Here is a 25,655-nt window from a genome sequence, read left to right on the forward strand (position 1 = left end):
TGGGTGTGCGGGGCGGCTGGAAGCGGCCGAAGGTGGGGTCGTCGCCGCGCTGGGAGCTCAGGTGGTTGGCCACGACGATCAGGCGGGTGCCGCGGAAGGCGCGCAGTGGGTGTTCGGATTGGTCTTCACCTTCGGCGCGTCGAGGAAGACGTCGACCGCCCTCGCGCACGGTCGGCCCGCCGCCGACGCTGGTCCCCGTCCGCCTGGTCTCCGGCTCCGTCACCGTCGCAACTACGAGCAGACCGCCCCTATCGACCTACCGCATAACGTGCGGGAGTGGCGTAGTGGTCACTGGGCGGTCTCCGCAGCCCGCCCCCGGCCGGTGTGGATCCCTTCACCGGATAACGGTCTGTTGTCGGGTAGCTCCCGGCAGGCGGGACCGGTCGGCACATCGGCATTCGGCCACTCAGGAACCATATTCACGTTTTGCGGGGAAGCCATTCGTATTCCACCTGGATCGCGAAACCTGCGGCCGCGGTGCCGCATACCGCAGTTCCCGTTCGTATTGTGTTCACCTTTCCGTCACGAAGCCGGACGGGACTACCGTGAGTAGTCCCGTCGGGCATTCGAGCGCTGTTCTCGCGGGTGGACTGAAGCCTTTCGGCTCTGTGAATAGTTCTGTTCACGGTAAAGCATTGGGTGGTTGGCCGATGCCCGTTCCTGTACCGGGCCCGGGGCGCGGCTCCCACACGGTTGGAATACGGCGGTCCGCACCGCCCTGCTCCACCCACGTCGAATCGAGGTTGTCTTGTCCACCACCACTTCCAGACCGCGCAGCCCGCTCGCGCGGCGATTGGGAACCCTCGCCGGCACCGCGTTGTTGACCCTGGCCTCGCTGGTCGCGGTCAGCGCGCCGGCGCACGCGGCGTTTCCCGGCACCAACGGACTGATCTACCTCGACCTGAACGACCAGATCTACTCGATCAGCCCCGACGGCACCGGCCTCACCCAGATCACCACCTCCGAGTGGGGTTCCGGGACCCCGCGGGTCAACGCCACCGCGACCAAAGTCGCCTTCCTGCGGTACGTCGACGAAACGAGTACGAACGAGATCTTCACGATGAACCCGGACGGCACCGGCGAAACCCAGATCACCACCAACACCACCGCCTTCGACGGGTCGCTGGCCTGGTCGCCCGACGGCACCCGGCTCGTCTACACCCCCGGCGGGAACCTGACGGTCATCGATGCCGACGGCACCGACCCCGCCCCGCTGGGCGTGGGCGGCAACAACCCCTCCTGGTCCCCCGACGGCACCAGGATCGCCTACTCCTCGGGCAGCGACATCCACACCATCCACCCCGACGGAACCGGGGACACCATTCTGGCCACCGCCCCGTCCGGCACGTTCTACTACAAGCCGGACTGGTCCCCCGACAACAGCAAGCTCACCTTCGGTGTCATCATCGAAGACGGGGAGGAGTTCATCGAGAAGGTCTACTCGATCAACTCCGACGGCACCGGTCAGACCAACATCTCCGGCGCCAACACCCGTGACGGTCTGCCGGTCTGGTCCCCGGACGGCACAAGGATCGCCTTCACCAACGGCAGCGGCCTGGCCCTGATGGACCCCGACGGCACCGACCGGACCCCGCTCCAAGCCGGATTCATCCCCAACCTCGACTGGGCGGCCGGAGCACCCGCGGGCGCGGACGTGTCGGTGTCGGTGTCCGACTCCCCCGACCCGGTGTCGCTGGGCGGGACCGCCACCTACGCCGTGACCGTGACCAACGCCGGCCCGTCGACGGCGACCGCGGCCGGGCTGTCGAGCGGGCAACTCTCGGGCGCCTTGGCGGGCGTCGTGTCCGTCACCACCAGCCAGGGCTCGTGCACCGTCAGCAGTCCGAGCGTGAACTGCGCGCTGGGCACGATCGCCGCCTCCGCCTCGGCCACCGTGACCATCACCGTGTCCCCCACCGCCACCGGCACGTTCTCCCGCACCTTCGGCGTGGGCAACCCCGACCAGACCGATCCGAACACGGGCAACAACTCCCAGGTCGAGTCGACCACGGTGAACAACGCGCTGGGCTGCACCATCACCGGCACCAACGGCAACGACACCCTCACCGGCACCAACGGCAACGACGTCATCTGCGGCCTGGGCGGCAACGACACCATCACCGGCGGCAACGGCGCCGACACCATCTACGCCGGCTCCGGTGACGACGTGCTGGTCGGCGGCAACGGCGCCGACTTCCTCTACGGCGGCCCCGGCAACGACACCAGCAAGGGCGAAAGCCTGCTCGACAACCTGCTCGGCCTGTTCGACAACGGCAACGACACCATCGACGGCGGCCCCGGCAACGACAACCTCGACGGCCAGAACGGCAACGACACCCTGATCGACCACGACGGCACCGACACCATGTCCGGCTCGCTGGGCAACGACACCATCGACGTCCAGGACGGCACCGGCGGCGACACCGCCAACGGCGGCCTGGGCACCGACACCTGCACCACCGACCCAGGCGACACCACCACCAGCTGCTAGAACCCCACCCCCACCCACCGACTCCGCCGCGCGGCGACCAACACACCGGCCACCGCGCGGCGGAGTCTTCCCACGTCCGCGGCGGACGTCCTCACGGGACGGATCAGCCACGCACGGATGACCGCTGTACTCCAGCGGTCGCAGCAGGACCTGTAGTTCCTTGCGGGTGGTCTCGGTGAAGCCGGTGCCGACGTCACCGAGGTAGATCAGATCGCCGGTGTCGGGGTCGTGGGTCCCGAACAGGAGACCGCCGGTCATGCCGGTAAACCGACCCTCACCTAAACGCCATCCGCAGAGAATTACTTCTGTCGTGTGCGTGACGGGGGTGTTAGCACCACGACTCCGGGCAGCTGCCCGGCTTGTAGACGGGGCCCGTAGCTTCACCACGAGTCCCTCGTGCCCCTCCGTTGTCACCTGGTCGAGCAGGTGCTGTTGGCAAGCCGGTCGCCGACGCCCTTGTCCGTGAGATCGGAGTCGAAGCATCCCCACCACACCGTCGACATGATGCCTCGCCTCCGGGTGCGCGACGAGGTGAACGTTCTCCAACTCGACCCCCTTCACAGACCGAACCTCACATGCTGGGCACTCGAGCCGTTCACCATGGAAGTCGGTGATGGCGGCAACGTTCCCGACCTTGAGCCGAACGGCTGACCCAGCTCCTCAACTCGACGCGCGGCGATGAACCACTGTTGCTGTGCGACCTCTGTTGCCAGCCGAACCGCCGCAAATACATCTGCGGCACAGTGTGGTCGTTGGTCAACTTCTCGGGCCTGGTGAACGCTCACGCAGCGATTGACCAACCAGCAGCACCGGCTTGGTTAGTGGCGCTGCTCACCGCGCAACGATCCCCTGTTGCCTCTTCGGCGGCTCATGAGACACGCGAAAGCCGTAGAACAAGAGCAGGTGATGCAGATCGCGATCGACGTCGCCGGGTTCACTCCGGCCGAGGCCGATGAACTGCGCCGCGCGATGGGCCCCAAACGCAGCGAGTCCAAAATGGAGCAACTACGGGCCCGGTTCTGCAAAGGAATGGAGCGCAACAACATCCGCGGACCGGTCGCCGAGCATCGTGCTCGACCGGAACTCTGACGAGAGCGGCAGGCGTCGACACCCGAATGGGCTATTGAGTGCTCCGGCGAACGGAGCGCATGCTTTCCATCCCAACGGCCTTCATCTCCGCAGAAGCACATCTCCGCATGCCGCGTTTCGCCGTTCACACGTACTCCGCAGCCCGTAATAGCCGCCGGCCGTAACGGCACAACCGTCTCCGGTGCGGCACGGCCGATTGCGCGGGGTGGTCCACGCGCGAGTTCGGCGGCAGAGAGGGTCGCGCAATCAGTTTAGGAGTGGAAATGAAACACGCAGTCCGAATGACGTTCACGGCGCTGAGCACGGCGGCGCTACTGATCGGCGCCACGGCGATCCCCGCGTCCGCCTCGAGCGTCGCCCACGGCTCGTTCTACACCTCCGACCTCGTCAACGGGTACAACGAGCTCAAGGACCCGACGACCGGCGCCTGCTATACCCTCACCCCCACCATTCTCTCCGCCCACAATGACACCGACAGAACCGCGGTCGTCTACAGCGACCCGTACTGCTACCTGGCCGGCTTCCGCGTCGATCCCGGCAACACCACCACGTTCCAGCTCTGGTCCGTGCGCTTCGTGGACGCCTGACACCGGGCCGAGGCCCGCGGAACAGGTCGGGGATTGCTCGGCCACCAGCCCGCGTCACACGGCGCCTCATGGCGCGATACCCGACCAAGGGTGCGTGACGCGGCACTAGCGGGGGCTTCCGGGCTCTGCAGCCGACCGAGGTGGCCGGCATGCCGATGGTGAGGTGGTGGTGCGCGGATGATGCGGGGCCCGCTGCCTGCGCACGTCGCCGGTGATGCGCACCCCGCAGCCCGGTGGCTCCTCCTCCGGTCCCCGCATACCGCGAATGGCTCGATTGCGTTCACCCGAATGGCCGGTAACGCGACGACGGGGAACGCACGATCTCCCCGATGAGTAACCCACATCACCTGGCAGGGTTCCCTCGATTCGCCGCCCGATCGGGCGGCGGCGCGCCCAGGCAGGCGGTCGGACTCTGCAGGAACCGCTGGAACGACAACAAGAAAGCCCACTAGGGCCGCGGTGGAACTCCCTGGCAGGACACCCGCGGACCGCACCCAGAGGGTGGAGATGGAGCTAATGATGAACCGTACCCGCCGCATCCTCACCGCGGCAGCCTGTCTGCCTGCTGCCCTGCTGATCGGGCTGGGCATGGCCGGCACCGCCTCGGCCCAGACAGTCAACTGCCCCAGTGTCAACCTGAACAGCCTCGCCAGCACCGGCTGCAAGGCCCAGTACAACAGCAGCAGCAGCCTCGGGAACTCGGTCGAGGTGTCCGTCGACCTAAATGACCTTGACGTATATGTCGAGATCTATGCGGTAATCAAAGACGGACGTAGCGCTGGATAGCACCGCCCACTGAGCATGGTGATGGACGCATTCACTGCACGACCGCGGCAGTGGCCGCCGTGGCAGGCAGGCTGAAGGTTCGCCTTGAGCCAGCCGATGCCGGTGAGTTCGCGCGACCGCATCGACAGGCCGGTCCGGGAATGCTTCGTCGGAACGTCGCGAGGGATTCCCGGACCGGCACTCTTGCCTTCGGAGACAAGCCGCTACGACGTTATGCCCTGAACGTCACCCCGCCGGGCGCGTGAGCCCCTCCGCGACAGTGACACGGTTTCAGGCTTGTCTGGTTCTCGATCGTCACCGGCCGGCATCGCTCTCGGCGGTGCGCATATATGATCGATGGCAACAGCTTCGCATATGGCGGCTATGACGCCCGCTACTACGCCTGTGCTTGGGCCACTGTGCTGGCGGCGCAACTCCGGAAACGGGAAGAACGCGACTCCCGGATGAGGGAGATCATCGCGCTCGGCGCACTCGCGGCCGGCCGTTTCCCCGCCCCGGACCCAACCGCGTTCCCGCGCCAGCTCGGGATCACCCGCTGAGTTCGCGCGGGTTAACCATCGCCGCTCAGATCTTGCGACCGAGTATCCGGTCGGCGAGTCGGGCACCGGCCGCGAAGCCGAATCCGGGGACGACGGCTGTGATCAGGGTGCGTGGTAGATGGTCAGACGCTACGGCTGGACATGCTGGCGCGGCCGGTCTGGAGACCGTGTCTGCTGGTGGCGAGACGTGCTCGATGAGCGATGCGACCGGATCCGTGGTTGGCCGTTCCACTTCGCGCACCTGGTGTGCGGCATCGGAGAGTCGGGTCGAGATCGGTTGGCCGGTGAAGACCACGAGCTCGAGGCGGCCGAGTTCGGCGAGTTCGGCGAAGGCGCGGTCGGCGGAGCAGACGGCGAAGTCGCGGCATCGGTGTTCGGTGTGCAGGCGGCGGGCGTGGGCCAGCAGCACGTGTTCGGCCGCGTTCGGGCCTGGCGAAGTCCGCAGAGGCGCGATCCGGAGTTCGGCGAGCACCGAGGCGATGGGATCATCCTCGTCAGGCAGCGCGTAGCCGGCGACGGCATGGTGAACGTCCCCTGCGGCAGCGAGCAGAGCGCTCACGCGTGCTCGAAACGGGCGGGGGCGGATCCTTCAGCCCGAGCTCGTGGACGACCACCGCGAACGCCACTCAGCGCTCGGTCGGCGTCGACAACACCGAAGCGATCACCGTGAGCAACCCGTCCCCCGGCTACGTCTACATCAGCCTGAAGGGCGAGACCACCTGCTCGGGCGTCACCGGGGCAACCCAGTACTGACCAACCACCACCTGCCCGACATCACCACCGATCGAAGGTGCGGCTCGGCGGGAACACGTTCCCGCCCAGCCGCACCCCCGTCACGACCGGTTCTCGGAACTCGAAGCCGACCTAGGCGGGCGCAGAGCCCTTCTGACGATCTGTCCACAAAGGTGACAGCTTTCTTGGAGCCTCATCGGGGACCGAGCACCTGCCGCGCGGTGATCTCACCGCCGCCGGATGCCTAAGCGGTCGCATAGTTCGGCGGATTGTGGATAGGACGCGTGACGGGCAGCGCGTCGAGCTGGACCGTCCCGACTGTGCGGGCGGGTACGTGTTGGTCATCGAGGCCGACGAGTGGATGGTCGAGCTGCGCAACCGATCCCCACTCTGCGACGCAGATCGTCCATGTGGAGTGACCAGCATCGCCAGCGGCTGGTGCTCCCATGTCCGCCGGACCGGATCGCGTGAAGCCGGCCTACCTCACGCGCTACGCGTGTCGGGTCGAGCAGAGAACACGTGTTCGATACCGTTCTCTGCTCACTGCTCGTTCCCGCAGGCCACCGAGGCGACGCGCTCCGGTGGCGACACAGACACACGAGGACCGGCTATATGAGGATCAACATCGAACACCATGCCGAAGGCTTGCTGCTGTACCTGGGACAGAGCGCCGAGAACGAGGCGGCCGGCTACTTCGAGCAGCACGAGATCGACAAGGCCAACGGGCACCTGGTCGTGGACTTCATCGTCGACCGCGGGCTGGCCAGCGACCGCTCCACCTTCGGCGGTGCCGATTGCACGCTCACCGGCAGAGGCGTCGTCATGGCTCAGCAACTGCTCGCCGAACGCAACAGCCCCGCCCGCCGTCTGGGCACGCGGCCTGATCGAGCAGTGGCAGCCGGGGTGCTGCCCGCACGCGCGGGGGTGGTCCCTACGAGTACCAGTCGTGGACAGCCGGCCCGGAATGCTCCCCGCACGCGCGGGGATGGTCCCTGGTCGGGGGCCGGGTTAGGCCACTTCCAGTTGTGCTCCCCGGACGCGGGGGGTGGTCCGTCCCGCAGATCGGCGGTCAGGTCGTAGCTGCCGTGCTCCCCGCACGCGCGGGGTGGTCCCGTGGAGTTCGCGGTTCCGTTGCAGCAGAGCACGTGCTTCCCGCTCGCGTGGGGGTGGTCCGTCCTTGTAGACCAGCACGGTCAGGCGCCGGTTGTGCGCGGAGGTGGTCCGATCCGCCGCCACCGCGCTGCTTGAGCACGGCGGTGCGCCCCGCACGCGGCGGTGGTCCCTTGGGGTAGATGCCGCCGTAGGGGTCGTGCGGGTTCTCCCCGCGCACGCGGGGTGGTCCCGTCTGCTGCGCTGCCCTGGTGGAGAGAGCCCAGTTCTCCCCGCGCAGACGGGGTGGTCCGGTGAAGCCGCGAGCCTTCGACGCGGTGTGCACGTTCTCCCCGCGCAGGCGGGGGTGGGTCCGGACGTCGAAGCTGGCCTGTGGGAAGACGGCGAGTTCTCGCCGCGCAGACGGGGGCCGGGTGAGAAGAACACCGCCGAGTCCGAGTTCTTCGTTCTCCCCGCGCACGCGGTGGTGGTCCCCGGTTCCGGGAACTAGTAGGAACCAGTTGGGGTTCTCCCCGCGCACGCGGGGGGCCTGGTGAGGATCCGCGAGTTCGGCGAGCGCAAGCCGTCCTCCGTACGCACGCGAGGTGGTCCCGACCGCCTCGCGCCCGCCGGCGACATCGTCCCCGGCGGCCCGCGTGATCCCGTCTCCCCGCGCACGCGGCGGTGGTCCCAATTGCAGGGCGCGGTTTCCTTCACGGTGACGTTCTCCCCGCCCCCGCGGTGGTGGCGCCCGTAGTCTGTCGCTGGAGTAGGCCGTCATGGTGTTCTCCCCGCACGCGCGAGGTTGATCCCAACACCACCCATTCATCCAGATGCAGACGATGTTTTCCACGCACGCGCGGGAGTGTTTATCGGGACCGGCGGGGCCGGCAGCTCCACCGGTGCTTCCGCACATATGCACGGGGACGGTCTGGAGCGGCTACCACTCCGGCTTGGCTCAACGCCGTGCCGTCGCAGGCAAAGAGAGTCCCGCGCCAACTCACAGCGCCGGTGTCGAACGACCTATGTGATAACGACACACGCCTCGGCGATGTCGCCGAGGCGTGTGTCGACGCCTGCTTGTGGACAAGTCACTGGGCGAGGCGCGGGGGCGCGATGCTGATCAGGCCGCAGCCGTAGGCTTTCGCTGGCCCGACGCCGTTGATCAGCGCGTCGGTGAACGCCTCGGTGTCGGTGACGATCAGATGTCCATCGAATCGCACGGGTTCGACCGTGATCTTGCCCTGGTCCTTCTTCTGGCCGGTGAGGGTGGGCACGGGCGAGGGTGCGACGTCAGGTTCGCCTCGGCGGGTCGTCGGGATGACGAAGCCGTGTCGTTCCCCGCGGCCGATGAGCCATTCGATCTGGGCTTCCGGTTTGCGGTGGGCGAATCGTCTGTGGACGTTGCGGCCTTGGCCGGCGTGGGTGCTCCAGGTGGGGTTGGCAAGCAGGCGGAACGAGAACTTCCTTCCTGCGGCGATGGCGTTGAGCACTGGCTGCAACGGTCGCACTTCGGCAGGTGTCATGAGGTGTCCCGCGGGGAGCTTGCGCCAGTCGGGGACGGTGTGGCTTTGGATGTACTGGGTGTATCCGGTCTGGGTGGCGTCGAGGCGCCAGAGGATCTTGTGTTCGAGCCGTGCCGGTGTGTCGCCGGTGACGTTGGGGTAGGCGCTCATGATGGTGCGGTGCATGTCGTGGACGTTGGCGTAGTCGCGGCGGAACTCGCGTGATCGCACGTTGATGGTGAGCTTGCTCAGGAACACGATGGATCTCCGGTAGTGATCATGCTGTCAAGCAGGGGGACCTGGTCGACGAGCACGGTCCGGGTGGCGAAACGCCGCCGGCCCTCTGCGAGGCTGAGGGGGTGGTCGTGGCGGACTTCGGCGTTGGTGGCTTGGGCCGGGCAGTCGATGACGGTGCGCAGCCCGATCCGCTCGACCTTGACGAGTTCGTTGTTTCGCGCGGATTTCGAGGTCTCCAACCACGGATGGCCCTCGAGTAGGTCTTTCGCGGCGAGGGCGACTGGCCCTCCGTTCGGCGGTAGCAGCGGCCGTGCGGGAACGAAGGCTCGCCGGCCGAAGAACAGCGGCCAGTGCGGGCGGTCGACGACCGAAGCGATGCGGGTCAGCAAGCCTTCGTCGCCTTGCAGCACGACGAGGAACAGTGCGTCGGCGAGGTAGTAGCGTTCGCTGACGACCGTGCGTCGGCCGGTTCCCATGGTGGTGGGAACGTTCTGGGTGGTGTGGTAGTCGCGTTCGAGGATGCCTTCGCGGTCGACGCGGACAGCGAGCTGCAGCTGCGCGAGCTCGGCGATGGCGTCGTCGTCTTCGCGTGAGATGCCGAGCGCGGCGGCGAGCAGGCCGACGACGCCGGATTTGGTGGGTTCGGTGGTGGTGTCTCGGATGACGCCTCGTGACCGGGTTCCCCATGACTGCATGGGTGCGTCGAAGCACAAGGCCAGTGACATCGCCATGGTCAGGCCGTTGCTCCGGTGAGGATCCGGCTGGTGAAGTCGTCGATGCTGGCGACGATGTCGGTGTCGTCGAGGTGTGGCACGTCGCCGGAGACGGAGGCTGCGGCGACGGTGCGGAGGTCGGTGGTGCCGTAGAAGGTGCGCAGCTGGTGGAAGTGCTGGGTGAGGCGGTCGGTGGAGGCGCTCATGATGTCGGGGTCGGTGACGGGTTTCTGGAAGGCGTTGGCGAGGTTCCAGGCGCCGCGGTCGCGGACGACGCCGAGGAGGGTGTCGGGCATCGTGCGGGCGGCCATGGAGTTCTGTGCGCCGCTGGGCACCGCGTGGATGAAGGAGTACAACCAGGCGCGGGCGGTGCGGGTGATCAGGTCCTGGTCGCCGGCGAGGTTATTGGCGAGTTGGTCGAGGTTGAGGTTGGCGTAGCGGTAGTAGCAGGCGGAGTTGAAGTCGATGGTGCCGATCATGTCGGCGCCGGACTCTTCCTTGGGCTTGAGGTCGTCCACTGCGGTGTAGTAGTCGAACTCGTTGACCACGGCGTGGGTGCTGATGGCGTGAGCGACCTGGGAGGCTGCTTCGACGCTGAAGTCCTTGTTGTCGGCGATCATGCGGCCGAACAGGGCGATGTCGGCGACGCGGCTGGCGTCGAGGATGCGGCGTGCTTCCGCGATCGCTTCCTTGCTTGGCTTGCTCACCTTGCCGTTTGTCTTCGGCTCGGCACCATCGGTCTTCTTACCGCGCTTGGCTTTCGCTGCATCGGCATCGGCGTCGGCCTTGGCTGCGATGGCGTGCAGCGTGTCCCAGTTCGTGTCGCAGTAACTGGTCAGGTGATCGATGGCGTGCCGGCCGACGAACAGCAGGTATTCGGTGAGGCCTTTGTTCTTGTCCACGCCGAACCCGAGCTGCTGCAGTCCGGTCGCGACGACCTTCGCCGCGAGCTCGGCGTCACGCCCGCTGGTGGCCAGTGCGTCGGCGGCACGTTCGAGCAGTCGCTTGGTGCGTACCGCGGTCTCGGACTTGTCGAGGCCGTAGTCGTTGAACAGCTGGCGAGCCGCGCGCTTGAGGCACTGGCTGGAGACCCTGCCGCGGGTGTGACCACCGAAGGTGGCGGTCTTGGGCTGGCCGACGTCGTCGCGGTTGAGGTTGCTGACCGGGAACGACTGGAGCAGGTGCAGTTCGATGATCACTGGAGGTTCTCCGCGATTTTCAGTGGATGTCGGCGGGTTCGTCGGGTTGGTCGTGGTCCTCGGTGGACTCGCGGGGTGCCGGGCGGTAGTGGAATTCGCGGGCCCAGCGGAGTCGGATGCGCTGTGCCTCGTCGTCGCGGTAGCGATCCCCGAGAAGGGTGACGAGGTCGGTGAGGAGCTCGTCGTAGTCGACCGGTACGTCCTCGCTGTCGAGCAAGCGGATGGTCTGGCGCAGTTGATGGGCCAGTGCGGCGCGGTCGCGGGCGAGGAGTTGGGTGAACCGGCGGTTCACCGATGCTCCGCGCTGTGTCGCGAGCTTTCCCATGGAGGCGCCGAGCGAGCGTGTGTTCCGGCGGGGCTGCGGGTGCAGGGCGAACAACCCGGCCACCAGCAGCCAGACCTCTTGCTCGGACTCGGGCGGGTTGTGTGCGAAGACGATGTCGTAGGCCTCGGCCTGTTGACGGGGGCCGGAGAAGCTGCGGCGCAGCCGAGCCAGGACTTGCCGGGCCTGAGACACGCGCTCTGCTCTCCCCGAAGACAGGCCGCTGTGCAGGCCGTAAAGGTAGGCAGTGAAGGCGCGGCGCCGGTCGACGATCGGCGTGGTCACGCGGCTCCTTTCGTGGTGATGTAGGCCGCGATCTCGGTATGGAAGATGCGGGTGAGTTTGTCGAGGCGTCCGAGAAATTGGCCGTAGTGTTTGCCCACGACAACGAGGTCATGTCCCTCAGCGGGTGAGCCTTCTGCCCAGTGGTCGGTGGCGCGTAGTGCGATCGTGGCAACCTGGTTTTGCCATGCTTCGACGGCCGTGGTCTTAGTCTCGTCGGCGTCATGTGCTTGAGCGATGTCGGTGAGGAACTCCGCGAACGGCCGTGCCAGTCTTGGCCAGTACTCAACGTCGAGGCTCCAGGTTGGCTTCTCGCGCTTGTTCTCCCGGTTGCCGCGCTTCTCTTTGCGGTAGCTGCGTTGCATGTGGCGCAGCGCGGCGCCGATGTTGTCGGCATAGGCGATCGCGCATCCCAGAAGCGCCCCGAGCGTCTCGTCTCGGGCGCGCAACAGCGCAACCGGCGCCGGGACAACTTCTTCAAGCCAGGTCTCGACTACCGTGGCATTATCGTCCAGCTGTTGATCGAACACGCGCAGCGTGTACACCGCATGGGCGGGGATGTGTCCGTGTTCGGCCAGCTCGGAGATCTGTTCCAGGGTACGGGGACGTTGCCGTGTTTTGCCTTCTTCCCAGAGGTTGGTCATCAGCAGTTCCACGCTGTGGCGCCACACGCCACGTACCGGGTGCAGGCGAACCGGCAGCATCGGCGCGCCCCGCTTCGTCTTGCCTTTCTGATCGGTCGGCTTGCGAAACGCCGCCATCATCTCCTCGTCCGCGGCAACAGCGTCCAAGCGTGTGCCCGGTGTCAAGATCACTCCATCGACCATCAGGCCGTCGTCAGTTCGTTTCTGTGACAGCAGGATTCGGCGGGCAGGCCACGTCAGGAGATCAGTCCATCCCCGCGTGGCGCGTTTGCCCGGTGCGGGATCCGGCGGGAGCATCTGTTCCCACGCCGGGCCGTCGTCGGCCGTGTTCGGTGCCGGCTGTTCGTGGTCGGGGCGGTAGATCATGGAGTTAAGGAGCAGCGTTTCTTTGAGCGTGTTGCCTTCTACGACAGCGATGCCGAGCGAACCGCATGGTGCGCGTTCGGAATACTTGTCTTTTTGATACGGCGTCTTCGTGCCTCCTGGGTCGAACGCTTGCGCGGTGACCAGCCAGCGCGCGGCCTCGGCGGGCGTGAGCAGGATCTGGTCGGTCGCCAGGGTCTTGTCGAACAATGTGACGTTTCTGCCGACCGACCGATATGGCACCAGCTTGGCCGCCGTGGCGGGTGTCAGCGTGGACAGGCCTGGGCACTGCATGAACGGATGCCGGTCATCGAAGAGGTCGAAGCTGCTTTTCTTGTCGCGCAGGTACGTGGCCAGTGGCGCGAATGGCAACCGCGGTGCCTTCCACAGTTCAGCCCACGCGGCTTCCGAGGGCGGCCCGTAGACCCTGTGTATCAACGCGAGCACGAGCCGGTGCAGCGCCGCGGTCATGGACGACGTCTCTCCGGCGATACGGCGCAAGCGATGTGCGCTGGTCAGGAGACGGGCCAGGCTGACGAGTTCCTGGTGGCCGTTGAGGTCGACCACGGGTAGCCAGGGCTCGGTGCGCAGGTCGAAGGAAGCGGGTTGGGTTATGGTCACTGGACTTCTTCGGCGTAGACGCCGATCCTCTCGTCGTAGGCGAGAACGTGGTCACCGACCGGGCATCGACCGTCGACGAGGACCACTGCTCGGTGCTTGCGCAGCCAGGGCGACTGTTCGAACAACGGCGGTACCGCGGTGTCCAGCAGCGTCCGGACGACGGCGGCCGGCACACCCGCGGGCGAGGTCAAGGTCGCGCGGGAATCCAAGAGCTCTGGGAGCACGTCTGCCGGAATCGGCTCTGCCGTGGACAACAAGACCGGCAGGCCTCCACACACCGCGAAAGTCCGTCCACCGTCGATGCGATGCAGCAGCACGACATCGACCCGGAGTTCACGCGTCTCGTCGTCATGGTCTTCGATCACCGGTAGCGACTCTTTCTCGTCTTGCTGGGGTTCTGAGGGCGCACGGTCATGTCGGCCAGCCGATGCGTCGCGACCGGCAGCGGCAGATACATCAGTCGCGCATCGTGGGTGTCCTTGGCATGCGCACGATTCAGCCGCTCGTGGGCACGCTGCCACGCCTGCTCCCACCCCGGCGGACACTCAACCGCCTCGGAGGGCCCGTACACCGCGTCAATCAGCACCGGCACTTCATCGGGCGAGATCAGCTTCTTCTTGCGGCGCAGGAGGGCCCATGTTCGTAGCAGCACCATCGGCTGGTAGATGTTGGTCAGATATGGTGGGAACACCGGGCCTGCTGGCGTGTCCGTGACGCCGGTGATCGCCAGCGTGAGCGTGCCGCGTCCCTTGTCTCGGTCGTGGCGATGCACGCGTCCGGCACGCTGGATCAGCGAGTCGATCGGGGCCATGTCGGTGAGCATCGCGTCGAAGTCGAGATCGAGACTCTGCTCCAGCACCTGAGTCCCGACCACGATCGCGCCGCGTTTGGGTCTGCTGCCGCCAGGTCCGAACGCGGCGCGCAGATCGGTTTCCACCGTCCTGCGATGACCATCGGCAAGCTGACCGGTGATCGTGATCAGCTGCGGCCGCTTCGACGCCGGCAGCGTGGCGATCCTCGTCCTCAGCGCGTCGCTGGTTGTTGTCGCCCGGTTGACGAGATTGTGCACGATGGCGACGCTTTCGCCGCCGGCGGCGCGTTTGAGGGCCCAGTTCACGATGTCGTCATCGTCGACCCATTCCAGCTGTACAGAGCGTTCACGATTCAGCTCGGACACACCTGTCGACTCGACCACGCTTGTGCCGCTGCCGACCATGGTGACCCGCGGATACGCCGTCGACGACGGCAACGCCGAAACACCGCCCGGCACGCAATCCAGCATTCCGGCTCGCCACGCCGCGGTGAGCTCCTCGCGTCGCCGTGACGGCAATGTCGCCGACAGCAGCAGCACCGACACGCCCATGCGGCCCAGCCACATCAACAGCCGGTCCAGCAAGGTCGACATGTAGGTGTCGTAGGCATGTACCTCGTCGATCACCACCACTTTGTTCGACAGCGCTGCAAGCCGCACGAACACATGCCCCGACCGGATCGCCGCCTTCAACACCTGATCGACCGTGCCTACCCCCAAAGGCGAGAGCAGGCTCCTCTTGCGCGTAAACCACTCCTGAGCGGCGACATCGGAGTCCTCGGGGTGGTCCGGTCCGACTTCGGTGGGTGTGGCGGCTTTGCTGTCCAGGAACTCCTTGGCGTTGGAGTGAATCAAGCGCACTGCCGTCGAGTCGCCGAGGTGGGTCAGCATCGTCTCGAACTCGCCCAGTACCTGGTGGCTCGTCGCCTGCGTCGGCATCCCGATGTAGCCGCCGGCGAGCCCGAGGCCGCTGACCAAGGTCGCTATGGCCTGCAAAGCCCCCTTGGACTTGCCCTCGCCGGTCGGGGCCTCCACGACGAGCATCGTGGGTTCGGTACGACCTTGGACCAGCCGCTCGATCACCGCCTGCACAGGCCGCGGGGCGGCAGCGAACAGAGCGACAAAGCTGGTGTCCTTTGGAGGCTCCCACGGCTGCAGGTCAAGTCCGTCGACAGCCTTGACCGCTCGAGCGCCGGAGGAGCGGAGGTAGTCGTCGAAATCGGCTTCGTCCTCGGGTGATGGGAAGTTGCGCTCTACTGAGGCAATCCAGTCGCTGGCCGTGGTCAACCCGGCGAGGGCGACAGCAGCTGTCGTGCTCAGACGCAATTCGTTCCAGGGAAGCGTGCGCGCATCAGGCAGGCCGCGCGCCTTGATCACCGCGTCCACCAGATCGTCACGCCATGCCTTCCAACGTGCCCCACCGTGATTGTTGACTTGCGCCCGCGTCTGCACGAGCTCCTGGCCAGCCGGGAAATGACCATGATGCCCACCGAGCGCGACTGCGATCCGCTCGGCCACGCTGCTCTCCGCACCCCAGCCGAGAAGCATGTCTTTCATGTGTAGCGCCGTGACAAGTCCATGCGGTGTGTCCAGACGCGGCAGGCCGCGTTGCCGTTGCACTCGCCGCAGGTCGGCCTCCGCTATCTCACCGAAACGCTGTTCCGCGAGATCCACATGCAACGCCTGGAATGTCGGCGAGTACTTCCCCAGGTCATGCAGACCACACAGCAGAGCTATCCAGCCAACGGCATCACCCAGCACCGAGAACGCATTCCGCAGCTCATCGCGGCTACGTGGCCCCAGCACCAGATCGAACAAGCGCGAAGCCACATTCGCCGTGTCCACCACGTGGCACAACAGCGGATGCGGAATACCGCGACCCGCAGACTTTCCCCAAGCCGCCCAGGTCGACGGCTTGTGACCATCAACGCTCACCGCACTCCACACCCGATCAGACGCTCACCATCACGACAAGCGAGAGCGGCCATGAAAGCAGATCACGAAGCATCGTTCGATGAGATCCGGAGGCAGTACGCCATTCGGATCGAAGATCACCCACTTGCACTAAAGATGCTCTGATCTTCAGGTAATTTCGACTTATCGACAGTTCAGTCAACTGGACCGGAGCCTCCAGAGAGGCTGTCAGCGGTTAGGTACAGCTATCTTGTTCCACTGTCACTCGCCTCAAGGGGCCTCTGGACGCGCAACCGATCTTTGACAACTCCACAACGGATAAGCAGTCAACCTTCGCTTACACCTCGGTGGCTCAACCGCCTAGCAGGCTGCAGCTCTGGTGTAGATGCTCCCCGCGGACGCGGGAGGTCCTTTGCCATTCGGATCTCGCGTGTCCTGTTCCCAGGCGGGTGGTCCTGCTCGTACAGCGAGGGCTTGGTCAAACGGAAGTACCCTCGCTTCCCGCGCACACAGGGGTGGTTCCCAGTGGACGACGCCGCTGGAGTAGCCGCCGTGCTCCTCGCACACGCGGGGGTGGTCCCATCTCACGCACGCTGTCGATGTCGTTCCACCGGTGCTCCCCGCGCACGCGGGGATGGCCCCATTAACGGCAACGACAACCCTGCGGGCTTCGCGTTCTCCCCGCGCACGCGGGGTGGTCCCTGACCGACGGCCGCCTTCACCGCGTCCAGCTCGTTCTCCCCGCGCACGCGGGGGTGGTCCCTACTTCCCCGGCAGCCGAGCCGAGCTCGCCGCGTTCTCCCCGCGCACGCGGGGGTGGTCCCCTGCACCTCGGCGTCTCGGTCGAGGACCAGGAGTTCTCCCCGCGCACGCGGGGGTGGTCCCGGGTCGCGCAGTGGCGGGAGCTCGCTCCCACCGTTCTCCCCGCGCACGCGGGGGTGGTCCACTGCGGGACAAGAGGGGGTGTGGCGCCGCGGGGTTCTCCCCGCGCACGCGGGAGTGGTCCCGGCAAGTTGGCCGTTGCTGCCCAGTTCGCGAAGTTCTCCCCGCGCACGCGGGGGTGGTCCCGGCGACGACGCGGTGTCGGGCATGGTGTTCGAGTTCTCCCCGCGCATGCGGGGGTGGTCCCGTCGCTGTGAGTCCTGTATCTGCAGGACACCCGTTCTCCCCGCACGGGGGGGTGGCCCCTCGGCGGGCACGTCTGCCAAGACACATCATCTGACACGCTTAGCCCTCTGATCATCTGGGCACGGCCGCACAGCCATGACGGTCGCCGCAACGCGCCTACCCGGTGACGTGGCTCCGGTGCCGCACTGGGCAGGCACCCACAATGATCTCTTCGGCATGAGGAAGCACTGTGGTCAGGACGGTTAGCGCGTCCTGTGGCATCGTCCCACTGTCCAGCGCGCAGCTTTCGACCAAGGCAGAACCAACCACCGACCTGGCCCGCCTCTACACCCGCGTGGGCCAAGGTCAACGGGCGTTCGTCGTCATGGACACCCTGTTCACCGCGGTCTCGCATCGCACCATTGTCGGTATCCCGTGCGAGGATCGGACCAGTCGGGGAGGGCTGGTGTGGCGACGTTCGCGGAGGTCAGGGCACAGCTGGATCAAGTCATGGGGATGGCTGACCGGGCCATTGCGATGTTGCAGCTGGCCTGCGAGTTGGCCGGTGAGGCCGAGGGCCTGATCAGGGCTGCGTCGGCGGGTACGAACGAGGCGGACGCCGCGGCGGTGCTTGTCCGGTTTGAGCAGGTGCGGTCCAGGGCGCAGACGCTGATCAACGAGCTGCGTGAGGCGCGCGAGGGCGTCAGCCGGATACGGGATGCATTCGCGTCGACGTCCGCGCCGGCGTCCAGCGGAAGCAGTGGAGGCGGCAACAGCGGCGGCGGAAGCGGTGGCAGCGGGGGCCTGGGCGGCGGCCTGGGAAAGAACCCGGCCTGGGTTGTCTGGGCTCGATCCCAGTTGCCCCACTACAAGACCAGTGGAATCTGGCGGGATGCCGACGGACACTCAGACCTTGTGCAGAGCGGGCGGGAAGCCGACGGCGAACACGACCGCATCAACGACCACCTGGCCGGCCAGGGCGTCGTGTGGCCCGGCCAGAAGGCGGAGGTCACCAAGCACGTCGAAGCCAAGGTCGCCTGGCGCATGCGGCAGTCAGAGGTCGACGTGATTGAACTGGTCGTGAACAAGGAGGTGTGTGCTGGCATGCTGGGATGCCACGTGACCCTGCCGTACATCCTTCGACCAGGCCAGGCGTTGATCGTGCATGATCCGGTAGGTTCGCACGTGTTCCAGGGAAGGGATGCGCGGTGAGCTACACGCTCGACTTCTACTTCTACAAGGGCGCGAACCGCGCTACGGAGCCAGTCGAGGTCCGTACCGAATCCGACCTCAAGCGGACGCTGGCGGCGATCCTCGAGGAACCGCAGCCGCATCCCACACAGATCGCGGCGCGGGAACTGCCCAGGTTCGGCCCCGCGAAGATTCCCGACCGGATGTTCAAGCTGGATCTCTCCCCGGCCGGCGAGTACGTCGCGCTGCACTACTTCGGCCCGAAGGATGTGCAGCGGGCGGTGCGGCTGGTCAAGCACTGGGTACGGGAAGACCTGCCGGAACAGGCGCGGCCGACGAGGCTTCAGATTGAGCTGATGGTCATGCGGAACGTGGGCAGGACGCACGAAATCGACGTGGACACCAACTCCCCTCAAACGGGTGGCCTTGACGTCGCGCTCGAACGTCGGGCATGGGTGACATACTCCGAGGATATTGCGCCTGGCGACGTACCGACGCTGTACGTGGACACGGCGAACGAGACGGAGTTTCCTCGCAACGCGATCATCCCGGCAGCACTGGCGCGGGCGGCATTGCTCGAGTTCGCGCAGACCGGTGTACGGCCGGAGTCCGTGCAATGGCAACCGTTCGAGACGTACTGACAGGCAGTCACAGCGCGCTGAGCAGAACGCAGACCGTGGAGGCGAAGTTGTACAGATGACGAATGACGGTCATCGTGGTCGCCGCCTGCCCCGTCGGACTGCGGGGACACCTCACCCGCTGACTGCTGGAGATCTCGCCCGGAGTCTTCGTCGGGAAGGTGACCGCGCGAGTCCGCACCCTCATGTGGATCCGCGTCGTCGAGATGGTCAGCACCGGACGAGCGATCATGGTCCACGCAGCGGACAACGAACAAGGGCTCTCGTTCCAAGTTCACGACCACAACTGGAAACCGGTCGACTTCGAGGGAATCACGCTCATGCTGCGCCCCGCGGCCGACACTGAGAACGCCAGCGAACCGTCAGAGCCACGGCGACAAGGGTGGAGCAACGCCAGCAAACGGCGACGCTACGGACGCTGACCGACAAAGATGAATCAAAAACACACCTCACTCGAACAAACAGGCTGGTCAGCAAGTGTGCTCCCCGCGCACGCGGGGGTGATCCGAAGTACGGGTCCGGGGCGAACAGGACCAGCGTGTGCTCCCCGCGCACGCGGGGGGTGATCCCGCCTGGATCCGGCGCTTTACCCCGAGAGCGGGGTGCTCCCCGCGCACGCGGGGGTGATCCCGCGCACCACTCCTTGCGGTAGATGCTGTCGCCGTGCTCCCCGCGCACGCGGGGTGATCCCCGCCGGCACGTCGCGGTTTGGCCGGCTTGGCGTGCTCCCCGCGCTCGCGGGGGTGATCCCGCACCCTCGACGCCCCGGATCCCCTTGCCATGGTGCTCCCCGCGCTCGCGGGGGGTGATCCCGCACCCGAGGTGGTCGCGGACCTGGTGGGCTGGTGCTCCCCGCGCTCGCGGGGGTGATCCCGATGGCGGACTTACGCGCACCAAGCGCGACGTGTGCTCCCTACGCTCGCGGGGGTGATCCGGGCCTCATCTCGGGCGACAACAGCGGGTTCAAGTGCTCCCCGCGCTCGCGGGGGTGATCCGTACGACTGCCGCCAGTCACCGTCGGACGCCAAGTGCTCCCCGCGCACGCGGGGGTGATCCCGCGCCGATCCCGCTGCCTCTGCTCGTGCAGGGGTGCTCCCCGCGCACGCGGGGATGGTCCGCACTGCGGTACCGAACGACCTGCGTTCTCGTCGTGCTCCCCGCGTACGCGGGGATGGTTCGCCGGGAATCGTGGAGTTGCGCGTCCATGCTGCGTGCTCCCCGCGCGGCGCCGAGCGCCGGTCTCGCCCGCGGGGCGGGCCCGGCGGGGAATGGCCACTGAGCAACCACCGCGCCGGCTCGACGAGCTTGGAACTCGGCGGCCATGACATCGCAGCCAGCACGAGTCGCCGGGGCACACCGGCAGACTTACACGCCTGGGGCCGCCTGCGCGGCGCCGAACTCAAGCCGTCACCGTGACTCGACCACGGCTCCGGACACGGCGGCCAGGCGACGCCCACCGGACTGCGAGTCAGTGACGGGTGAGGCCTCGGGCGGCCGCGTGGACGGGCTGCACTGGCCGGGCTCTACTGCGTGATCAGGTGCGCGCCGAACACGCACTCAGCCGCGGTGAGGGTCTTCGCCGGCTCGCAGCGCAGGCTCAGCCCGGATCAGACCATCAAAAGCGGCGTGGCTGGCGTAGCCGCGCAGCGCCAACTCGGCTGCGGCATGGACTATGCGGGTCCCGGCATACTGGCTCTCCCGGACAACGCGCCGGGACTGTCGATGGCCGACCAGGAGCAGCCCTTCACAGTTCGTCCGCATCTGCCCCATCGATCTCATCGCGTTCGGCGATAGGAGGATTCCGGTGCACCAGCAGACCGCGCGACCCCGGACCAGCACGTCCCGGACGCCGACAGCGCTGTTCGTCGTCTGGAACAGCGCGAGCCGCGTCGCCCAGCACGTTCGGGACGCCACCGCAGCACACGCCGGATCCTCCGCGGTCACCGTCACCGTCGCGACGCCCCAGCACACTCACGAGATCCCGCCGCTGCTGCGCACGCCCGCCGACATGGTCGTGCTCGACGGGCACGGCTACCTGCCGCCGCGCGTCGGCCGGCTTGAGCTGACCGGGCACCGTATCCGCGACCACCACGGCCAGGGCATCACGGCGCCGATCATCGTGATCGGCGCCTGCTACGGGGCCGACCCACTGTTCGTCGACGCCGTGCGCGACTGCCTCGACCGGCCCGCGGTGCTGGTCGGCTGCGACGGCGAAACCGATCTCTGTCAGGCCGGCACGATCTACCCGCCCTTGCTCGACCTCCTCGCCCGGCAGGGAGCAAACATCCTCGCCGAGCACAGAGCCGACGACCTCCACGCCCTGGTCGACGAACTCGGCGATACCGCCGCGGGCTGGCAGGCCCGGCTTCTCACCCCACCAACCGCGACACACGCGGCATCACGGTGATCGAGGACGCCGCCCACGCCTTCGGGTCCCGGCACGGCTCGGCGCTCGTCGGCGCCCGGCCAGGGGTGGCGACCTGTTTCAGTTTCGGCCCGATCAAGAATCTGACCTGTCTGGAGGGCGGCATGCTCGTGCCGCGCGGGCCGGCCGCGACCGTGCGGCGGCTACGGCTGCTGGGCATCACGCGACCGCAAGCGCAGCGCGGTGGAGGCAATCTCTTTGGGGTTTGCCGAGGCGGCCGACCGGTTCGTCTGCGATAAGTCCGTCGCAGTGCCGCGTTCCGCAGGGCGCGCGGATCATGCGGCCTCCTGTTGCGGCCAGCGTCATGTCGGCCCATTGCTGCCTGATCTGGCTGGTTTCGCGCGTTCAGGCGGTGGGCGGGGCTGCGGCATATTCCTCGTCGGTGACGGGGGTCAGCCAGTGCACGACGTCGTGGTCGGCGTCGCCCTCGTTGATGGCCAGATGGACCATCAGCCGGTTGGGTGCCGCGCCGTGCCAGTGCTCTTCGGCGGCTTCGAACAGCACGCGGTCGCCGGGCCGGATGACTTCGACGGGGCCGCCCCGGCGCTGGCACAGGCCGATTCCTTCGGTGACGAAGACGGTCTGGCCCAGTGGGTGGCGGTGCCAGTGGGTTCGTGCGCCGGGCATGAAGTGCACCAGGTTGGCGGTGACCCGCGATGGGGCGGGAGCCGCGGCGACGGCGTCGATGTAGACGTCGCCGGTGAACCAATCGGCGGGCCCCTTCGCGGTGTCGATCGAGCTTCGGGTGATCTGCACGGTCGTTTCTCCTCCGTGGTGTGTGTGGATCAGGGCGTGAGGAGGGTTTTGATGGCGCGGCGTTCGTCCATGGCCCGGTAGCCCTCGGCGACCTGCTCGAGGGGCAGGGTGAGGTCGAAGACCTTGCCGGGGTCGATCCGGCTCGACAGGACGCGGTCGATGAGGTCGGGCAGATAGCGGCGCACGGGGGCGGGGCCGCCGCGCAGTCCGACGTGGGAGAAGAACAGCTCTTGGCCGTCGACGGCGACGTCGTGGGGGACGCCGACGAAGCCGACGTTGCCGCCGGGCCGGGCGGAGTGCAGGGCTTGTTGCATGGCCTGTGCGGTGCCGACGCATTCCAGGACGGAGTCGGCGCCGATGCCGCCGGTGAGCTCCTTGATCGCGGCGATGCCGTCCTCGCCGCGTTCGGTGACGATGTCGGTGGCGCCGAATTGCCGGGCGAGGTCTTGCCGGGTGGTGTGCCGGGACATGGCGATGATCCGTTCCGCGCCCATCTCCTTGGCCGCGATCACCCCGCACAGGCCCACTGCGCCGTCGCCGACGACCACGGCGGTCGAGCCGGGCTTGACCTGCGCGGCGTCGGCGGCCCACCAGCCGGTGCCCATGACGTCGGACACGGCCAGCAGGCCGGGCCAGAGCTGTTCGCCGGGCACGTCGTCGGTGGCGACGAGGGTGCCCTGGGCGTTGGGAATGCGCACGTACTCGGCTTGGCAGGTGCTCATGAACTCGCGGTGCAGGCAGTTCGACTGGAAGCCGTTGCGGCAGTTCGCGCAGGTGTTGTCCGAGGTGGCGAAGGACCCGACGACGAACTGGCCGGGCTTGACCGAGGTGACCTCGGCGCCGACTTCCTCGACGAAGCCGACGTACTCGTGTCCCATCGGGTGCGCGTCGCCGATCGGCTCCAGGCCGCGCCAGGGCCAGAGGTCCGAACCGCACACGCAGGTGACGGCCGTGCGGATGATCGCGTCGGTCGGGTGGAGGATCTTCGGGTCGTCCAGGGTTTCGAAGCGGACGTCGCCGGGGGCGTGGATCACTGCTCCGCGCATGAGGGTCCTTCCGGTGCTGAGGTGGCTGGTGCCTCACGCGGACGGTGGTTCGCCGGTGAGGAAGATGCGGTCCGAATCGGCCCGCTGGAACGCCGGCCCTGCCGCGGCGGCTCGCGCCCCGCAACATCGGGTCCCACTTGTTCCGTACCCAGGAACGCGCCCTGATTCGCCTGGGGAAGGCACTGCCGGTAGGTGTACTGGCAGGGCATCCTTCGTCGGCATGACACCGCGGAAACCGGGAATGCGAACCGGCGCGAGCCAGGTCCCGCAGGCATCGGCCAGTGGTGCGGTCGTGTGGTGTTCAGCGTTCGGGCGTGGACACGGTGCTGGTCTCGGAGGCTGCCCAGGAGGCGAGCAGCGACAGCGCCTGTGCGGTCGGCGAGTCGGGTTCGGCGGAGTAGATCGTCATGGTGAGGTCCGGCTCGGCCCGCAGGTCCATGCTCTCGTACGCCAGGTCGAGATCGCCGACGACGTGGTGGTGGAAGGTCTTCTTGCCGGTGCCGTGGATACGGACGTTGTGCGCGCCCCAGCGGCGGCGGAACTCGTCGCTGCGGGTGGACAGCTCACCCACGAGGTCGTGCAGGCTTTTGTCGTGCGGATCGACGCCTGCGGCGGTGCGGAGGTTGGCCACGAGCATGTCGGCGGCGAGGTCCCAGTTCGGGTAGAACCGGCGCGCCATGGGTTCCAGGAAGGTGAACCGGCCGAAGTTCGGCACACCGGTTGAGTCGGTGTAGGCGTCGCTGTACATCGCGCGGCCGAGCAGGTTCGCGGCGAGCAGGTCCTGGCGCAGGTTCACCACGATCGCCGGGCTGGTGATGCTGTCGAGCGACCACTGCAGGCTCGGCCGGATCGCGCGCTGTTTCGGCTTGCGGGTGGGACGCAACAGCGCGCCGCTGCCGTTGGCCTCCTGTGCCAGGCGCAGCAGGTGTGCGCGCTCGGCGTCGTCCAGCTGCAGGGCGCGGGCGACTGCCTCCAGCACACCGGGGGAAACCCCGGCGAGCTGTCCGCGCTCGAGCTTGGCGTAGTACTCCACACTCATCCCGGCCAGCGCGGCCACCTCGGTGCGGCGCAGCCCAGGGACGCGGCGCTGCCCCGCGGTCGGCAGACCGGCCCGCTCGGGCGTGACCTTGGCACGCCGCGAGGTGAGGAAGTCGTGCACTTCGGCTCGGTTGTTCACGTTCTCGACGGTACGACGCATCCCGCTGAACTGGGATGTACTGCCAGTACACCTATGGCTGGTGTCTTCTTCGTGCCGCCCGCAGCGGGTTTGCTCGAACACATGCCCTCACCGATCTCCGCGCCAACGGCGCCGGCCGTCAGGGGTGTGGTTCGCCCGTTGGTTCGCCAGGCGCGGCTCACCGCCGGCCTGGTCGCCACCGTGATCTTCTTGACCGCGATCGCGCCGCTGGCCACCGACATGTACGTGCCGGCGTTCCCCCGCGTCGCGGGCGAGTTGTCGGCGACGGCGACGCAGGTCCAGCTGACTCTGACGACCTTCTTCGTCGGCATGGCCCTCGGCCAGCTCATCGGAGGCCCGGTCTCGGACCAGTACGGCCGCCGGCGGCTGCTGATCGCCTCGATCGTCGCGATGACGGCCGCCTCGGTCGTGTGCGCTCTCACCCCCTCCATCGCGGTCATGATGGCGGGACGCTTCCTGCAGGGCTTCGCCGGCGGCTGGGCCATGGTGATCGGCCGGGCCGTCATCGTCGACCTCGCTCGTGGCGCCCGGCTGGTGCGCATCCTGAACGTCATCGCGGCCGTCGGCGGCATCGCGCCCATTGTCGGGCCGTTGCTCGGCGCGGTCATCCTGCAGCTGTCGCACTGGCGAGTGTCGTTCTGGGCCGTCGCGGCGATGGGCGTCGCGATGACCCTTGCCGTGCTGGTGGCCGTACCGGAGACGCTGCCGGTCGAGCAGCGGCACGGCGGCGGTCTGCGGACGTTCGTGAGCAACGGGCGGCACGTGCTGCGCCAGCGCCGCTACCTCGGGTATGTGCTGGTCAGCGGGTCGGCGATGGGTGCGGTGTTCGCCTACGTGGCGACGTCGGCGTTCGTGCTGCAATCGATGAACGGGATGTCCCCGGTCGCGTACTCGGCTGACTTCGCCGCCAACGCCGCCGGTATGACGGCCGCCGCGCTGATCGCCGCCCGGCTCGCCGGACGCGTCGCGACACGCAAGGTTATCGCCGCCGGGCAGATCGCCGCCCTCCTTGCCGGCGTGGCGATGCTCGCCGGTGCGCTGTGGTGGGACACCCCACTGCCGCTTGCGCTCGTGTGCTTCGCCGTGCTCATGACCGCGCAGGGCCTCATCGGTCCCAACGGCGGCGCACTCGCCTCCGCGGAGGTCCCCGAGCACCCAGGCACCGGATCGGCGGTCCTCGGCTTCGTCCAGTGGACCGCCGCCGGCGTCATCGCCCCGATCGCCGGGCTCGGCGGCGAGCACACCGCGGTGCCGATGGCCCTGCTGATGATGACGTGCGCCGCGCTGTCCATGGTGGGCCTGCTCGTCCTCGCCCGCCCCGCGAAGACGTCCACCAGACCACTGAGCGCACTCGTCTGAGCAGCCGCACC

24 protein-coding genes, 2 pseudogenes and 1 CRISPR repeat array are annotated in these 25,655 nt (G+C 67.4%); of the genes and pseudogenes, 13 read left to right on the forward strand and 13 right to left on the reverse strand.

Annotation, left to right across the window (positions count from 1 at the left end):
* On the reverse strand, window positions 1-223 hold a 223-nt coding region (locus tag ADL03_RS49680; RefSeq protein ID WP_231642086.1), incomplete at its 3' end, for a hypothetical protein.
* A gap of 525 nt (window positions 224-748) precedes the next feature.
* On the opposite strand from ADL03_RS49680, the gene ADL03_RS21040 reads away from it, so the two are divergent.
* Window positions 749-2,491: a DUF11 domain-containing protein gene (locus ADL03_RS21040; protein WP_157529031.1), complete on the forward strand. Its 1,743-nt coding sequence runs from the start codon at window positions 749-751 to the stop codon at window positions 2,489-2,491.
* Window positions 2,492-2,590: 99 nt separating this feature from the next.
* Here ADL03_RS21040 and ADL03_RS50825 read toward each other — a convergent pair.
* A pseudogene (locus ADL03_RS50825) lies at window positions 2,591-2,974 on the reverse strand (DNA ligase); the annotation flags it as partial.
* Between the two features lie 411 nt (window positions 2,975-3,385).
* Here ADL03_RS50825 and ADL03_RS21050 point away from each other — a divergent pair.
* The 4 genes and pseudogenes from ADL03_RS21050 to ADL03_RS21065 all read left to right on the forward strand — a co-directional run.
* Window positions 3,386-3,556 (forward strand): annotated as a pseudogene (locus ADL03_RS21050) (hypothetical protein); the annotation flags it as partial.
* Between the two features lie 287 nt (window positions 3,557-3,843).
* Window positions 3,844-4,167 (forward strand): hypothetical protein, encoded by a 324-nt coding sequence (locus ADL03_RS21055; protein ID WP_157529033.1) that lies wholly within the window; start codon window positions 3,844-3,846, stop codon window positions 4,165-4,167.
* A gap of 516 nt (window positions 4,168-4,683) precedes the next feature.
* Entirely contained in the window at window positions 4,684-4,953 is a 270-nt protein-coding gene (locus ADL03_RS21060; RefSeq protein ID WP_157529035.1) for a hypothetical protein, read from the forward strand.
* A gap of 329 nt (window positions 4,954-5,282) precedes the next feature.
* Window positions 5,283-5,492, forward strand: coding sequence for a hypothetical protein (locus ADL03_RS21065; RefSeq protein WP_053735234.1), 210 nt, complete (start codon window positions 5,283-5,285; stop codon window positions 5,490-5,492).
* A gap of 25 nt (window positions 5,493-5,517) precedes the next feature.
* On the opposite strand, the gene ADL03_RS21070 is transcribed toward ADL03_RS21065, so the two are convergent.
* The gene (locus ADL03_RS21070; RefSeq protein WP_053735235.1) at window positions 5,518-6,051 is read right to left on the reverse strand and encodes an NYN domain-containing protein; all 534 of its coding nucleotides are present in this window, start codon (window positions 6,049-6,051) and stop codon (window positions 5,518-5,520) included.
* A 2-nt stretch (window positions 6,052-6,053) separates the two neighbouring features.
* Between ADL03_RS21070 and ADL03_RS21075 the strand changes: the two genes are divergently transcribed.
* Window positions 6,054-6,245: a hypothetical protein gene (locus ADL03_RS21075; RefSeq protein ID WP_053735236.1), complete on the forward strand. Its 192-nt coding sequence runs from the start codon at window positions 6,054-6,056 to the stop codon at window positions 6,243-6,245.
* A gap of 591 nt (window positions 6,246-6,836) precedes the next feature.
* Complete coding sequence (locus tag ADL03_RS21080) at window positions 6,837-7,304, forward strand: hypothetical protein (protein ID WP_053735237.1); 468 nt, start codon at window positions 6,837-6,839, stop codon at window positions 7,302-7,304.
* A 1,100-nt stretch (window positions 7,305-8,404) separates the two neighbouring features.
* Here ADL03_RS21080 and cas6e read toward each other — a convergent pair.
* Genes cas6e through cas3 form a run of 7 tightly spaced genes read right to left on the reverse strand, consistent with a single transcriptional unit; the run spans window position 8,405 to window position 15,945 of the window.
* Window positions 8,405-9,076, reverse strand: coding sequence for a type I-E CRISPR-associated protein Cas6/Cse3/CasE (gene cas6e / locus ADL03_RS21085; protein WP_053735238.1), 672 nt, complete (start codon window positions 9,074-9,076; stop codon window positions 8,405-8,407).
* Window positions 9,067-9,786: a type I-E CRISPR-associated protein Cas5/CasD gene (cas5e, locus tag ADL03_RS21090; RefSeq protein ID WP_053735239.1), complete on the reverse strand. Its 720-nt coding sequence runs from the start codon at window positions 9,784-9,786 to the stop codon at window positions 9,067-9,069. The genes cas6e and cas5e overlap by 10 nt, the downstream gene beginning before the upstream one ends.
* 2 nt (window positions 9,787-9,788) lie before the next feature.
* Complete coding sequence (gene cas7e, locus ADL03_RS21095; RefSeq protein ID WP_053735240.1) at window positions 9,789-10,967, reverse strand: type I-E CRISPR-associated protein Cas7/Cse4/CasC; 1,179 nt, start codon at window positions 10,965-10,967, stop codon at window positions 9,789-9,791.
* A gap of 19 nt (window positions 10,968-10,986) precedes the next feature.
* Entirely contained in the window at window positions 10,987-11,574 is a 588-nt protein-coding gene (gene casB / locus ADL03_RS21100; RefSeq protein ID WP_053735241.1) for a type I-E CRISPR-associated protein Cse2/CasB, read from the reverse strand.
* Window positions 11,571-13,199: a type I-E CRISPR-associated protein Cse1/CasA gene (casA, locus tag ADL03_RS21105; protein WP_197288518.1), complete on the reverse strand. Its 1,629-nt coding sequence runs from the start codon at window positions 13,197-13,199 to the stop codon at window positions 11,571-11,573. The genes casB and casA overlap by 4 nt, the downstream gene beginning before the upstream one ends.
* Window positions 13,196-13,564: a hypothetical protein gene (locus ADL03_RS21110; RefSeq protein ID WP_053735242.1), complete on the reverse strand. Its 369-nt coding sequence runs from the start codon at window positions 13,562-13,564 to the stop codon at window positions 13,196-13,198. Before ADL03_RS21110 ends, casA begins: the two co-directional genes overlap by 4 nt.
* Window positions 13,561-15,945, reverse strand: coding sequence for a CRISPR-associated helicase Cas3' (gene cas3 / locus ADL03_RS21115; RefSeq protein WP_197288519.1), 2,385 nt, complete (start codon window positions 15,943-15,945; stop codon window positions 13,561-13,563). Before cas3 ends, ADL03_RS21110 begins: the two co-directional genes overlap by 4 nt.
* Window positions 15,946-16,418: 473 nt before the next feature.
* Window positions 16,419-17,112: a CRISPR direct-repeat array (repeat unit 28 nt; unit sequence GTTCTCCCCGCGCACGCGGGGGTGGTCC).
* A 387-nt stretch (window positions 17,113-17,499) separates the two neighbouring features.
* Between cas3 and ADL03_RS21120 the strand changes: the two genes are divergently transcribed.
* From ADL03_RS21120 to ADL03_RS50830, 5 genes are all read left to right on the forward strand, one after another.
* Window positions 17,500-18,243 carry a DddA-like double-stranded DNA deaminase toxin gene (locus tag ADL03_RS21120; protein WP_053735244.1) on the forward strand — a complete coding sequence of 248 codons (744 nt, stop codon included), beginning with the start codon at window positions 17,500-17,502 and terminating at the stop codon, window positions 18,241-18,243.
* On the forward strand, window positions 18,240-18,863 hold the full coding sequence (locus ADL03_RS21125; RefSeq protein WP_053735245.1) for an Imm1 family immunity protein: 624 nt from the start codon (window positions 18,240-18,242) through the stop codon (window positions 18,861-18,863). The genes ADL03_RS21120 and ADL03_RS21125 overlap by 4 nt, the downstream gene beginning before the upstream one ends.
* Before the next feature lie 131 nt (window positions 18,864-18,994).
* Window positions 18,995-19,282, forward strand: coding sequence for a type I-E CRISPR-associated endoribonuclease Cas2 (locus ADL03_RS45615; RefSeq protein ID WP_369808999.1), 288 nt, complete (start codon window positions 18,995-18,997; stop codon window positions 19,280-19,282).
* 1,382 nt (window positions 19,283-20,664) lie between these two features.
* Window positions 20,665-21,267, forward strand: a complete 603-nt coding sequence (locus tag ADL03_RS48525; RefSeq protein ID WP_053735248.1) for a hypothetical protein — start codon at window positions 20,665-20,667, stop codon at window positions 21,265-21,267.
* The gene (locus ADL03_RS50830) at window positions 21,264-21,524 is read left to right on the forward strand and encodes a DegT/DnrJ/EryC1/StrS family aminotransferase (RefSeq protein WP_197288520.1); all 261 of its coding nucleotides are present in this window, start codon (window positions 21,264-21,266) and stop codon (window positions 21,522-21,524) included. The genes ADL03_RS48525 and ADL03_RS50830 overlap by 4 nt, the downstream gene beginning before the upstream one ends.
* A 106-nt stretch (window positions 21,525-21,630) precedes the next feature.
* On the opposite strand, the gene ADL03_RS21145 is transcribed toward ADL03_RS50830, so the two are convergent.
* From ADL03_RS21145 to ADL03_RS21155, 3 genes are all read right to left on the reverse strand, one after another.
* Window positions 21,631-22,041: a cupin domain-containing protein gene (locus tag ADL03_RS21145; RefSeq protein ID WP_053735249.1), complete on the reverse strand. Its 411-nt coding sequence runs from the start codon at window positions 22,039-22,041 to the stop codon at window positions 21,631-21,633.
* A 29-nt stretch (window positions 22,042-22,070) separates the two neighbouring features.
* Window positions 22,071-23,087 carry a zinc-dependent alcohol dehydrogenase family protein gene (locus ADL03_RS21150; protein WP_053735250.1) on the reverse strand — a complete coding sequence of 339 codons (1,017 nt, stop codon included), beginning with the start codon at window positions 23,085-23,087 and terminating at the stop codon, window positions 22,071-22,073.
* A gap of 301 nt (window positions 23,088-23,388) precedes the next feature.
* Window positions 23,389-24,264 (reverse strand): helix-turn-helix transcriptional regulator, encoded by an 876-nt coding sequence (locus ADL03_RS21155; protein ID WP_053735251.1) that lies wholly within the window; start codon window positions 24,262-24,264, stop codon window positions 23,389-23,391.
* A gap of 159 nt (window positions 24,265-24,423) precedes the next feature.
* On the opposite strand from ADL03_RS21155, the gene ADL03_RS21160 reads away from it, so the two are divergent.
* Window positions 24,424-25,644, forward strand: a complete 1,221-nt coding sequence (locus tag ADL03_RS21160) for a multidrug effflux MFS transporter (RefSeq protein WP_231642088.1) — start codon at window positions 24,424-24,426, stop codon at window positions 25,642-25,644.
* Window positions 25,645-25,655: the final 11 nt, after the last annotated feature.

The organism is Nocardia sp. NRRL S-836 (genome assembly GCF_001279525.1).
In the GTDB taxonomy this organism is placed as follows: Bacteria; Actinomycetota; Actinomycetes; order Mycobacteriales; family Pseudonocardiaceae; genus Lentzea.

What these genes read in the sequence shown, in the direction of transcription:
- ADL03_RS21055 (WP_157529033.1), top strand. Translation starts at nt 3,844, where the DNA reads ATGAAACACGCAGTCCGAATGACGTTCACGGCGCTGAGCACGGCGGCG.
- ADL03_RS21060 (WP_157529035.1), top strand. Translation starts at nt 4,684, where the DNA reads ATGATGAACCGTACCCGCCGCATCCTCACCGCGGCAGCCTGTCTGCCT.
- ADL03_RS21065 (WP_053735234.1), top strand. Translation starts at nt 5,283, where the DNA reads ATGATCGATGGCAACAGCTTCGCATATGGCGGCTATGACGCCCGCTAC.
- ADL03_RS21080 (WP_053735237.1), top strand. Translation starts at nt 6,837, where the DNA reads ATGAGGATCAACATCGAACACCATGCCGAAGGCTTGCTGCTGTACCTG.
- cas5e (WP_053735239.1), bottom strand. Translation starts at nt 9,786, where the DNA reads ATGGCGATGTCACTGGCCTTGTGCTTCGACGCACCCATGCAGTCATGG.
- ADL03_RS21150 (WP_053735250.1), bottom strand. Translation starts at nt 23,087, where the DNA reads ATGCGCGGAGCAGTGATCCACGCCCCCGGCGACGTCCGCTTCGAAACC.